Below are 12,902 nucleotides of genomic sequence, written 5' to 3'. Positions count from 1 at the left end.
GCTGAAGAAGTGGCGCCGCGCCTGGAAGATGACAAATTGCGTCCCTTTCGGCCATGGGCCTCGGCCTGACAGTACACAGTACTGTCAGACTGGTGACGATTTGCCCGGTCGGCTGCACGTTACCCACAGATTTGTCGCACACCCCAAGCGTTCAACTCGGCTTGGACCTGCTTGCTCTTGGCATGGCGGTAGCGTATCCAATTAGGCGGATGCGCCGAGTCCGTCTTGTCAGTCGCCTCTCGCCCGTGCTCGTGGGCCTGTTTCTCTGCCTGGGGTTGCTGCCCCGGCTGATAATCTGTGTCGGCCCAGGCGGGCACTGGGACATCGAACTGGTCGACGCGAGCTGCTGTATCCCGGGGTCCGCTCCGGCGGCTAGCGAAATTGGCCATCCCCTTGGTGATGGCTGCGGCCAGGGGTGCACGGACACCCGACTCGGTAGCGGCCCGGCGTTGAAGACAGTCGTTACCCGTCACGCCCACACCCCGGCGATGCCATCGCTCCCAGTGGATGCCGTCACCACTGGCGTCGCGCGCCTGACTGCGAGCGGCATTTCCACCGTCGCAACTGCTCCACACGAACGGCGGCCGCGCCACCTGCGCACCACCGTCGATCGCTGCTGATCGCCCCTGCTGTTGAGTGGCGCCCGACCATTGCGGTCGCCGGCGCCGGAGCCGTGGTGCGTCCACGCAACGGCCCCACACATCGCCCGCGGCGATTCTTTTTCCACGCGAGGCGACAGGACAGACAGGAGAGCATGTGCAGCATGGTCAGAAGAATACAGTTCCTCGTCACCGTACCCCTATTGGCGTGTGCCGTGGGCACTGCCGCGGCGAGCGCAGAACCGCTCACGTTGGACCGCGCGCTCGACATGGCTCGCCAGAACAACCCCGAACTCCTGTCGGCTCGACAGGAAGCCGAGATCGCGCGCGGGCGTTTGGTGAAGGCTCGGTACTGGAACCAGTTCAATCCCGAGATCGAGGGCGGTGCCGCGCAGCGCCGCTTCGACGCCGGCGGCAGCGACGCCCAGCGAACGGGAGGTGTGTCGCTTGAGTTCGAAGTCGCCGGCCAACGCGGCAAGCGGATCGACGAAGCAGACCGCCATCTCGCCCGCGTCGAGGCCGAGATCGCCAACGCCGAGCGGCTGGTCCTGACACAGGTGAGAGAGGCCTTCTACCGGGTGCTCTACCTTGAGCGCCGGCTGCAGCTCTTCCGCCAAGTCGAGGATCTCAACCGCCGGCTCCGTGACGCTTCAGCGGAGCGGTTCCGCAGTGGCAAGGTGCCGAAGCTCGAAGCCAACCTCCCGGTCGTTCGCTACAGCCAGTCGCGCAAGGACACCCTGACCGCGGAGCGGGATCATCGCAACGCTTTGCGTGAGATCGAGCGTCTGCTCGGCAACGACCCGCTCGGCACGGTTGAGATTGCCGGGAATCTCTCCGTGCACCCGATCAAGACCCCCGTGGACACGTTGTTGGAGACAGCTCTACGGGTTCGCCCAGATCTTCACGCGCGCGACGCCGAGATTGAACGTGTCGACGCGGAGACGAGCCTCACCAAGCGGCTGATCGTGCCGAACCCCACCCTGCGGGGGACATACGATGAGGAGACCGAAACGGCTGGGAGCCGTGACCGCATCGTGGGTGGCCAGATCAGCATCCCCCTCCCGCTATTTGACCGGCGGCAAGCGGAGCTGACGGCCCTCGCCGGGCAGCGTGCGCAAGCGGCATACGCCCGCTCGGGCACGGCGCTCACTGTGCAAGCCGAAGTGCGCGACGCCTACCGCAGCTATGAGGCGGCGGCCGAAGCCGTGCAGGTCTTTGAAGCCGACGCGGTCAGTCGCATCTCCGAGAACTTTCGCTTCGTCGAAACCGCCTACCGTGAGGGCAAGATCGACTTGCTGCAGTTGGTCGTCGTCCAGAACGACCTCGTCAATGCCCAGTTCTCTTACCTCGATTCGTTGTGGGACTACTGGCTCGCCCGTACCGCGCTGGAGCGCGCCGTCGGGCAGCCGCTCGAACAAGGAGCACACCAGTGATCACGCACACACCTCGTCACCGCTCACCCCTCGTGGCGCTCGCGATTGCGGCCGTAGTGCTGCTGCTCGCGGTGCTGCCGGCGGCCGGAGAGGTCGCCGCGGGATCTTCCGGCGAAGGACAAGACGGGGTACCACCGCGCTCGCTTGGGAGGGAGCTGGGGCCCTTCCAGCCGCTGGCGGAGCCTCCGAGTGCGGCGCAGCCGGCGCCGGAGGAACCAACCGGGCCGCTGGCGCTGCGCGCGGCGCTCGCGCTGGCGCTGGCGCACAACCCAGAGCTAGCGGCGTTTTCGTGGCGGGTCCGCGCGAGCGAAGCGCGGGTGCTGCAGGCCGGGCTGCGGCCCAACCCTGAGGCCGCGCTCACCGCAGAGGACATTGGCGGTTCGCGCTCGTTTCGTGGGGTGGATCAGGCGCAAACGACTCTCGAGTTGAACCAGCTCATAGAGCTCGGCGGCAAGCGAGCGGCGCGCTTGCGCGCAGCCGCCCTCTCGCGCGATGTGGCGGCGTGGGACTACGAAGTCAAACGCCTCGATGTCTTCACCGAAACGGCGCAAGCATTCGTCGAGGTGGTCGGCGCTCAGCAGCAGCTAGAGCTGGCGAGCCAGGCCGTGGGGCTCGGCGAGCAGGTCGTGCAGACCGCTGCGACGCGGGTCACGGCCGGCAGCGCCTCGCCGGTCGAGGTGACGAAGGCGAAGGTGGCGCTTGCCAGCGCCGAGATCGAGCGGAGCCAGGCGCGCCAGCGCCTCGAGGTCGCGCGCCAACGCTTGGCGGCGCAGTGGGGCGGCACCGCCCCGCGGTTCGCGGCCGCTGAGGGAGCGCTGGAGGTCGTGCACCCGGTCCCGCCCCTAGAGGATCTCCGCCAGCGTCTGGCGCAGACCCCCGACTTGGCGCGCTGGGCGAGCGAGCTGGCGCAGCGCCAGGCCACGGTGACGCTGGAAGAGAGCAAGGCGGTCCCGAACGTGACGGCGGGCGCCGGCTACCGGCGGCTGAGCGGGCCGGACGACAACGCGCTGGTGTTCAGGCTCTCCGTCCCAGTGCCGCTCCTGAACCGCAACCAGGGAGCGATTCTCGAAGCGCGCCGGCAGCTAGCGGAGGCGGGCGAGGGGCGGCGCGCCGCCGAGGTCGGCGTCACGGCGGCGCTGGTGACCGCCTACCAGGCGCTGGCGACGGCGCACGATCAGGTGGCGGCGCTTGGCGCGCAGGTCCTGCCGAGCGCGCAGGGTGCGTTCGACATCCTCACTGCGGGTTACCGGGAAGGGCGGTTCAGATACCTGGACGTGCTCGACGCGCAACGCACGCTCATCGCCGCGCGCGTGCAGCGCGTTCGCGCGCTCGTCGACTACCACACGGCGCTCGCGGCGGTGGAGCGGCTGATCGGTGAACCGATGCAGGTAGAGGACGGCCCTGACCAGCGCGAAAGGGACTGACATGAGCAAGAGCCAACTCGTTGGAGTAGTCATTGTCTTGATCGTCGGGGCGGGTCTCGCCGCCGTCATCCTGCAAGCCGGTGCGCCCACTGGAAATCGCGACGTGCAGGGCGAGCACGCTGAGGCCGCGCATGCGAAGGAAGATCACGCGAAGGGACCGCACGGGGGGCGGCTTCTGCGGAACAAAGACTTTGCCGTCGAGGTGACGATCTTCGAACGCGGTGTACCTCCGCAATTCCGTGTCTACTCTTACGAAGCGGATCGTCCGGTCGATCCCGCCGAGGTGCAGCTCGCAATCGAGCTGCACCGGCTTGGTGGAGAGGTGAATCGCCTCCGTTTCACGCCGCGCGAGGGCTACTTGCTCGGCGATCAGGTGGTGTCCGAACCGCATTCCTTCGACGTGAAGGTTAGCGCGGAGCGAAACGGGCGTACGGCAAACTGGGAGTACAGCTCGTACGAAGGTCGCGTTCAGCTCACCGACGAGGCGGTTCGGGACTCGGGCATCACGGTGGAGACCGCCGGCCCGACAAAGCTGCGCACCAAGCTACGGGTCACCGGACAGATTGTCGCCAATGAAGATCGTATGGCGCACCTCATCCCGCGCTTCCCCGGCATCGTGAAGGAAGCGCGCAAGCGCCTGGGCGATCGGGTGGAGAACGGCGAAGTGCTGGCAGTCATTCAGAGCAACGAAAGTCTCCAGTCCTACGAGCTGCGCTCGCAACTGGCCGGGACGGTCATCAAGAAGCACGTCAGCCCGGGTGAGTTCGTCGGCGAAGGCGAGGACGTGTACGTGGTCGCGGATCTGAGCACCGTCTGGGTGGACCTCAACGTCTACCGGCAGGACTTTGCGCGGGTCAAAGTCGGGCAGCGCGTGGTTCTGGACGCAGGTGAGGGACTGCCGAAAGCCGAAAGCTCGATTGCTTATCTCTCGCCGTTCGGCGCATCGAACACGCAGACGATGCTAGCCCGCGTGGAGTTACCAAATCCCACCGGCGAATGGCGCCCGGGTCTCTTCGTGAGTGCGGAAGTGATCGTCGAGGAGGTGACCGTTCCGGTTGCGGCAAAAGCCAGCGCGCTGCAGACGTTTCGGGCTTGGGATGTAGTGTTCATCCGCGTGGACGATCTCTTCGAGGTGCGACCCGTGGATCAGGGGCGGCGCGACGGCGAGTGGGTGGAGGTGCTCTCCGGGCTCGGTGCGGGTCAACGTTACGCCGCCGAAAACAGCTTCGTTCTGAAGGCCGAGCTCGGCAAGGCCGGCGCCACCCATGATCACTGAGGAGGGGGTCGCATGCGCATACTCGAGTTCTTCATCGGGTTTTCAATCGCTCAACGCTGGTTTGTGCTGCTCGCCACGCTGGGGGTGGGCGTTCTGGGGATCTACAACTATCAGCGGCTCCCCATCGACGCGGTACCGGACATCACGAACATCCAGGTGCAGATCAACACCGAGGCGCCCGGCTACTCACCGCTGGAAGTCGAACAGCGGATCACATTTCCAATCGAAACGGCCATGGCGGGCCTGCCGCAGCTCGACTACACGCGATCCTTGTCCCGCTACGGGCTCTCGCAAGTCACCGTGGTGTTTAAGGACGGCACCAGCATCTACTTCGGCCGCCAGCTTATCAGCGAGCGCATCCAGGAGGTGAAGGGCAAGCTCCCGCCCGGCATTGAGCCGGCGATGGGCCCGATCGCAACCGGCCTCGGGGAAATCTACATGTACACGGTAGGGGCCGAGGACGGCGCTCGCACGCCGGCCGGAGAACCGTACACGCCGACCGATCTGCGTACCATTCAGGACTGGGTGATCAAGCCACAGCTCCGCAACATCCCCGGCGTCACCGAGGTCAACACCATCGGCGGCTACGTCAAGCAGTTCCACGTGAACCCGCATCCGGAAAAGCTGCTGGCGTACGGCTTGAGCTTTCGCGACGTGATGGAAGCTTTGACGCGGAACAACGCGAACGTGGGAGCTGGCTACGTCGAACGCAACGGCGAGCAGTTCCTCATCCGCTCGCCCGGGCAGGTGGGGACAATCGAAGACATCCGCGAGATCATCGTCGGCCATCACGAAGGCGTGCCGATTCACGTCAAGGACGTCGCGAAGGTGGTGCTCGGGAAGGAGCTGCGCACCGGCGCGGCGACGGAGAACGGTGACGAGGTGGTGATGGGCACGGTCTTCATGCTGATGGGAGAGAACAGCCGGACCGTCTCCGAGCGCGTCCACGGGAAAATGGAGGAGATCAACCGCACGCTGCCGGCCGGGATGGTGGCCAAGACCGTGTACAACCGCACCGATCTGGTTAATGCCACGATCCGCACCGTTCAGGAGAACCTTGCTGCCGGCGCTGCGCTGGTGATCGTCATCCTCTTTCTGCTTCTCGGCAACATCCGCGCTGCCCTCGTCACGGCCGCCGTGATTCCACTGGCGATGCTGTTCACGATTACGGGCATGGTGCAGAACCAGATCAGCGGCAACCTGATGAGCCTGGGGGCGCTCGACTTCGGCTTAATCGTCGATGGCGCCGTCATCATCGTTGAGAACTCGATCCGCCGACTCGGCGAGGAGCAACACCGCCGCCAGCGTTTGCTCACGGTCACCGAACGGCTGGAGGTCGCACGCGTGGCGACGCGGGAGGTGGTCCGACCCAGCTTCTTCGGCGTTTTCATCATCATGGTCGTCTACCTTCCGCTCCTCACGCTCACCGGCGTCGAGGGCAAGATGTTCTATCCGATGGCCGCCACCGTCGTCATTGCATTGTTGGGAGCGATGCTCCTGGCCGCCACCTTTGTTCCCGCCGCCATCGCCTTGTTTCTCTCGGGCAAGGTTTCGGAGCGAGAGAGCCCTATCATCCTTCTCGCAAAGGCTGTCTACGGGCCGCTCCTGCGGATCTGCCTGAGCTGGCGGGTGCCCGTGGCTGTGGCCGCGGCCGTGCTGGTGGTGCTCTGCGGCCTGCTGGCCAACCGCATGGGGACCGAGTTCGTCCCAAGCCTCGACGAAGGTGACGTCGCGCTGCACGCGTTGCGCATTCCGGGCACCAGCCTCTCTCAGGCCGTCGACATGCAGCACGTGCTCGAGCGGCGGCTCAAGACGGTTCCGGAGGTCACGACCGTTTTTGCCAAGATCGGTACGGCTGAGATCGCTACCGACCCGATGCCGCCGAGTGTGGCCGATGGCTTTGTGATCATGAAGCCACGCGATCAGTGGCCGAACCCGCGCAAGCCTAAGGCGGATCTGGTTCAGGAGTTGGAGACAGCGGTGCAGAGCATCCCGGGCAACAACTACGAGTTCACCCAGCCAATCCAGATGCGCTTCAACGAGCTGATCGCAGGAGTGCGAAGCGACGTTGCCGTCAAGATCTTTGGCGATGACATGCAGGTGTTGCTGGAAACGGGAACAGCGGTAGAGCGTGTCTTGCGGGACATCCCGGGCGCCGCGGATGTGAAGGTGGAGCAGGTCACCGGCCTGCCGGTCATGACGGTCGGGCTCGAACGACACGCGATGGCCCGGTACGACCTCAACGTGGCCGACGTGCAGGAGGTGATCGAGATCGCGCTCGGCGGCAAGGCGGCCGGTGAGGTGTTCGAGGGCGACCGCCGCTTCGAGCTGATTGTGCGACTGCCCGAGGACTTGCGAACCAATCCGGAAGTGATCGAACGGCTCCCCATCGCCCTGCCCGCCGTCGAGAGCGACACGGGTGGGGCGGATTGGCGGGCAACGACCGTGAGGCTCCCGTCGTTGATGCGGCCAGTGCGGGCGTTCATTCCGCTGCGGGCGGTAGCCAAGATTACCATCGCTCCCGGTCCGAACCAGATCAGCCGCGAGAACGGCAAGCGCCGGGTGGTCGTCACCGCCAACGTGCGCGGGCGCGACCTCGGATCGTTCGTGGCCCAAGCGCAGCAGCGCATTGTCCAGCAGGTTGAAATCCCTCCCGGCTACTGGACGACGTGGGGCGGGCAGTTTGAGCAGCTCATTTCCGCCACCAAACGCTTGCAGATCGTCGTGCCCCTCGCGCTGTTGCTGATCTTCCTGTTACTCTTCGTGACCTTCGGTGCTGTCAAAGACGCACTGCTGGTGTTCACCGGTGTGCCGCTGGCACTGACGGGCGGGGTACTTACGCTGTGGCTGCGCGATATTCCGCTCTCCATCTCGGCGGGCGTCGGCTTCATCGCCCTCTCCGGCGTGGCGGTGCTCAATGGCCTCGTCATGATCACGTTCATCAAGGCCTTGCGTGCGGAGGGCGTGCCGTTGGACACGGCTATTATGACCGGAGCACTCGCGCGGCTGCGACCCGTACTGATGACGGCGCTCGTGGCCTCGCTGGGATTTGTTCCGATGGCCATCGCGACGGGGACGGGCGCCGAGGTGCAGCGCCCGCTGGCGACGGTGGTGATCGGGGGGATTCTGTCCTCAACCGTGCTGACGTTGCTGGTCTTACCCGGGCTGTACCGGATCTTCCACGGCAGCGATGCGGCGTTAGAGGTCTCGACATGAGCTTCGAGGTGCTGCGCTCCGTGGGGCTCTTCGTGCTGGCCGGGGCCTGTGAAATCGGCGGTGGGTGGCTGGTCTGGCAGTGGTTGCGTGCGGGGTGGTCACCGCTCTTCGGTCTGCTGGGCGGTGTCGTGCTCGTGCTGTACGGTGTGATTCCAACGTTTCAGCCGGCGCACTTTGGGCGCACGTACGCCGCTTACGGCGGCTTCTTCATCGTGCTCTCGCTGCTGTGGGGATGGCTGCTGGATGGCAATCAACCTGATGGCTTTGACCTGCTCGGCGCGGCCATTGCCCTCGGCGGCGTGAGCATCGTGATGTACTGGCCGCGCTGATACTAGCACCACTGAATGGTTCCCGGGAGGTAGGCAACGCATGAAATCAACGCCGATAGCCCTTGCCCGCTACGGACTGTTGCTGGCGACAGCCCTCATTACCTTTGTCCCTCGGTGCGACTGTGGCGCCCCTGCGCACGCAGACGATCATGGACGCGAACAGCGCGCGCACTCGGAACCGGACGCCCAACCGACGCGCGATCCCAAACGGCTGTGGTGCAATGAGCACGACGTGTACGAAGATGAGTGCACCATCTGCCATCCGGAATTGGCAGAAGCTAAGCCGAAACCCGCGGCAGAATCGCTCCTGTGCAACGAGCACCGCGTGCCCGAGTCCGAATGCGGCATCTGCCATCCCGAATTGGTGTCCGCCCTGGCGCCCGGTCACGGCCTGAAGATCCGCTTTGCCTCGGCCGAGTCGGCTGCCAAAGCGGGCGTGCAAACGGCAGCCCCCGAAAGTGGGGCTATCGGTGACGCAGTCGAATGCTACGCGGAGATCTCTTTCAATCTAAACAAGCTGGCGCACGTGGCGGCACCAGTCGACGGCATCATTCATGGTGTTGAAGTCGATCTTGGTCAGCGCGTCGAAGAAGGGGCCCGGCTCGCCACGATCTGGTCGGCTGCCATTGCCGAGACGAAGAGCAGTTACCTGCGGGCAATCGCAGACGCCGCCTTGAGGCAGCAGACCCTGGAACGCGAGCGGCGGCTCCGGGCTGAGCATGTCTCCTCGGAAAAAGATCTGCAGGAGGCCGTGGCCGCCCACCGCGCCGCAGTCGCCGTGGTGCAGCAGGTGCGCCAGCAATTGACGACGCTCGGGTTCGTGGAGGAACAGATCGAGGCAGTCGCCACCGAGGCAAGGGGGACTTCCGTACTGGAGATCCGCGCGCCGTTTGCCGGCGAGATCGTTGAGCGCAATGCCGTCCGCGGTGCCCTCGTCGAGTCAGGGAAGGCCCTCTTCACGTTGGCCGACCGATCGGCGATGTGGGCGATGCTCAACATCCCCGAGTCCGAGCTCGCGCACGTGCGGCTCGGCCAGCAGGTTGAGTTGAGCGTCGAAGCGCTGCACGAGCAAACCTTCACGGGAACACTCACCTGGCTCTCGCCGCAGCTGGACGAGCGTACGCGGATGGCGCAAGCGCGCGCCGAGGTGGCGAACGCAGACGGGGCATTGAAGGCGCGGATGTTTGCGCGTGCCCGCATTCTCACGGGCCATTCAGAGGGAGCGCTCGTGATCCCGACGTCTGCGGTCCAGCAACTCGACGGGAAGCCCTTCGCGTTCGTTAAGATCGAGGAAGATCTCTATGAAGCGCGCGCGCTTCGGATTGGCGCGCAGCATAACGGCCGGCTGGAGATCCTTGCTGGGCTCCGCCCTGAGGACCGTATCGTGGTTGCACACAGCTTCGTGTTGAAGTCCGAGTTGCTCAAATCGCGTCTGGGCGCCGGGTGCGTGGATGAGTGAGCGAGGCACCCGATGTTGAACTGGGTCATTTCATTCTCCCTGCGCAACCGCTTGCTAGTGTGCCTGCTCGCGGTGGCACTCGCCGCGATCGGCGGGCGAGCCTTGAGTCGCTTGCCGATCGATGCCTTTCCCGACACCACGCCCGTGCAGGTGCAGGTCAACACGAGCGCGCCGTCGCTCAACCCGCTGGAGATCGAGCAACAGATCACCCTGCCCGTCGAGCTCGCTATCAGCGGGCTGCCGGGTCTGACCAACGTCCGCTCGGTCTCCAAGTTCGGCTTCTCTCAGGTGGTCGCCACGTTCGACGACCAAACCAGCATTTACTTGGCACGCCAAGTGGTGAGCGAACGCTTGTCGAGCGTCGACCTTCCAGAAGGATTGGGCAAGCCACAGCTTGGGCCAATCTCTACAGGATTGGGCGAAGTGTTTCACTACATTCTCACGACCACCAACCCTGAGCGCTCGCTCACCGAGCTGCGCGAACTGCACGATTGGGTCGTCAAGCCCGAGTTGCGCAAGGTACCCGGTGTCGCCGAGGTGAATTCGTGGGGCGGGTTCGAAAAGCAGTTTCACGTCGTCGTGGAACCCGAGCGCTTGATCAAGCACGGGCTCACCATCGAGGAGCTGTTCGCCGCACTGGAGGCGAACAACCAGACGGTTGGTGGGGGGCAGGTCGTCAGCGCCGGCGAGTCGGCGCTGGTGCACGGCATCGGTCTGGTGACCGATGTGGAGCAGATCGGCAACATCGTGCTGAGCGCGCACGACGGCACCCCCATCCGCGTGCGCGATGTGGCGGACGTCCAGATCGGCCACGAGATCCGGCGCGGCGCCGTGACCGCGGACGGCAAGGGCGAGGTGGTGCTGGGATTGGGGTTCATGTTGATGGGTGAGAACAGCCACGTCGTCACCCGCCAGTTGCAGGCGCGGCTGCCCGAGGTGCAGCGTGCACTTCCGGACGACGTGAGGATAACGGCCGTGTACGACCGCACGGAACTGGTGGACCGCGTGATCCAGACGGTCACCCACAGCCTGTTGGCGGGCGCGCTGCTGGTTGTCGCCGTCTTGTTCGCCTTTCTCGGACAGCTCCGTGCCGGGCTCGTCGTGGCTGCGGCGATTCCGCTGTCGATGCTATTCGCGGGGAGTTTCATGTTGCAGGCTGGTATCGCCGCCAGCCTGCTGAGCCTCGGGGCAATTGATTTCGGATTGATTGTCGACAGCTCGGTCATCATGGTGGAGAACTGCGTGCGCCACCTCGCCACGCGGCGCGCCCGCTCGCGACTCGACGTCGTGCGGGACGCCGCCATCGAAGTGCGGACGCCCACCATGTTCGGCGAGCTGATCATTCTGATCGTCTTTGTGCCGATCCTCACGCTGCAGGGCGTGGAGGGGAAGCTGTTTCAACCCATGGCCTTGACCATGATCTTCGCGCTGCTGGGTTCATTGGTGCTCTCGCTGACGCTGATGCCGGTGCTCGCCAGTCTGTGTCTGCCGCAGCAGGCGCGCGAGCGGGAGCCGTGGCTGGTGCGACTGGCACAACGCGCATACGCGCCGGCGCTGGATGCGGCGCTGCGTTTTCGCACCGTCACACTCGCTGGGGCGGCGCTGCTCGTGGCCCTCGCACTGATCGGTGCGCTGCGCATGGGCGGGGAGTTTCTTCCAAAACTGGGCGAGGGTGCGATGGTGATCAACGTCGTCCGGTTGGCCGGCATCGCCATCGAAGAGGCGACGGATTCGAATACCCGCATCGAGCGGCTCTTGCTGGAGCGTTTTCCCGACGAAATCGGACGGGTGTGGAGCCGCATCGGCACGGCGGAAATCACCACCGACCCGATGGGCATCGAGCTGACGGACATCTTTCTGGCATTGAAGCCGCGTGAGCAGTGGACCAAGGCGCGCACGCAGCAGGAGCTTGCGGCACGCATTGACGACCACCTCCGCGACTTTCCCGGCGTCAACCTCGTCTTCACCCAGCCAATCGAAATGCGCATGAACGAAATGATTGCCGGCATCCGCTCCGACCTCGGCATCAAGGTGTTCGGCGATGATTTCGACACGCTGACGCGCATCTCCGACGACATCCAACGCGTGCTGCTCGACATCCCCGGCGCGGCGGATGTGGCCGGCGAGCAGATCACCGGGCAGCCGGTGTTACGGGTAAGCGTGGACCCCGACGCGATCGCGCGCTTTGGTGTGCCCGCGCGTCACGTGTTGAACCTGGTCGAGACCGTCGGCGGTAAACGCGTTGGGGAGATTCGCGAAGGCCAGCGACGATTTCCCCTGGCGGTACGGTTGCCGAACCGCCAGCGCACGGATGCGGACGCGCTTGCTGCCACGCTGATTCCCACCCAGCTGGGGCCGATCCTGCCGCTGAAGAGCGTCGCCCGCATCACCCGCACCGAAGGCCCGGCCACCATCCAGCGCGAATGGGGGAGGCGCCGGATCACCGTGCAGTGCAACGTGCGGGGGCGCGACATCCGCGGCTTTGTTGTTGAAGCCCAGCGGCGCATTGCGGCTGACGTGAAGCTGCCGGTCGGATACACGATCAACTGGGGTGGTCAATTCGAGAACCTCGAACGAGCGAATCGCCGGCTCATGTTTGTGGTGCCGCTCACCCTCGGGCTCATCTTTACGCTGCTCTACGTGAGCCTCGGCTCCTTGCGGGACGTCCTGATCGTCGCCACGGGCATTCCGTTGGGCGCCGTCGGTGGAGTCGCCGCACTCGCCTGGCGCGGCATGCCCTTCACGGTCAGCGCGGCGATCGGCTTCATTGCGCTCAGCGGCGTGGCCATCCTGAACGGGCTGGTTCTGGTCACGTTCATCAAACAGCGGCTACAGGCTGGGACGCCGCTCGAGGCCGCCGTGCGCGGCGGTTGTCGGCTCCGTTTGCGCCCGGTGTTGATGACGGCGCTGGTTGCCGCAGCCGGTTTCATCCCGATGGCGGTCAATACGGGTGTCGGTGCGGAAGTGCAGCGCCCGCTGGCAACGGTGGTCATCGGCGGAATCGTGAGCAACACCCTGCTGACGCTGCTCGTCCTGCCGGCGCTGTACGTGTGGCTCGGCGGCCAGCGGAGGGTGTCTGTGGATGCGGATGTTGCCTGTGGGTCCGCTCCGGCAGAAAGTGAGAAGTGACCTCGTCTCGGAGGCTCGACTCCTTCGGCAGCAGCTG

Annotated in this window: 7 protein-coding genes; all 7 read left to right on the top strand. The window is 65.2% G+C overall.

Translation table 11 applies throughout. The features are described from left to right. Nucleotides 1-763: 763 nt before the first annotated feature. The 7 genes from HY699_18280 to HY699_18250 all read left to right on the top strand — a co-directional run bounded on the left by HY699_18280 (nt 764) and on the right by HY699_18250 (nt 12,865). Nucleotides 764-2,032: a TolC family protein gene (locus HY699_18280; protein ID MBI4517757.1), complete on the top strand. Its 1,269-nt coding sequence runs from the start codon at nt 764-766 to the stop codon at nt 2,030-2,032. Beyond that, nucleotides 2,029-3,456 carry a TolC family protein gene (locus tag HY699_18275; protein MBI4517756.1) on the top strand — a complete coding sequence of 476 codons (1,428 nt, stop codon included), beginning with the start codon at nt 2,029-2,031 and terminating at the stop codon, nt 3,454-3,456. Before HY699_18280 ends, HY699_18275 begins: the two co-directional genes overlap by 4 nt. A 1-nt stretch (nt 3,457) precedes the next feature. Beyond that, a complete protein-coding gene (locus tag HY699_18270; GenBank protein ID MBI4517755.1) occupies nt 3,458-4,732 on the top strand; it encodes an efflux RND transporter periplasmic adaptor subunit in 1,275 nt (424 codons plus the stop codon). 18 nt (nt 4,733-4,750) lie between these two features. Then, nucleotides 4,751-7,948 (top strand): CusA/CzcA family heavy metal efflux RND transporter, encoded by a 3,198-nt coding sequence (locus HY699_18265; protein MBI4517754.1) that lies wholly within the window; start codon nt 4,751-4,753, stop codon nt 7,946-7,948. Further along, nucleotides 7,945-8,277: a YnfA family protein gene (locus HY699_18260; GenBank protein ID MBI4517753.1), complete on the top strand. Its 333-nt coding sequence runs from the start codon at nt 7,945-7,947 to the stop codon at nt 8,275-8,277. The genes HY699_18265 and HY699_18260 overlap by 4 nt, the downstream gene beginning before the upstream one ends. A 232-nt stretch (nt 8,278-8,509) precedes the next feature. Then, nucleotides 8,510-9,736, top strand: coding sequence for an efflux RND transporter periplasmic adaptor subunit (locus HY699_18255; protein ID MBI4517752.1), 1,227 nt, complete (start codon nt 8,510-8,512; stop codon nt 9,734-9,736). A gap of 12 nt (nt 9,737-9,748) precedes the next feature. Next, on the top strand, nt 9,749-12,865 hold the full coding sequence (locus HY699_18250; protein MBI4517751.1) for an efflux RND transporter permease subunit: 3,117 nt from the start codon (nt 9,749-9,751) through the stop codon (nt 12,863-12,865). Nucleotides 12,866-12,902: the final 37 nt, after the last annotated feature.

It is taken from the genome of Deltaproteobacteria bacterium (genome assembly GCA_016210005.1).
Classification (GTDB): domain Bacteria; phylum Desulfobacterota; class Binatia; order HRBIN30; family JACQVA1; genus JACQVA1.
Note: the sequence above shows the minus strand (reverse complement) of the source record. Positions and strands in the feature narration are given on the sequence as shown.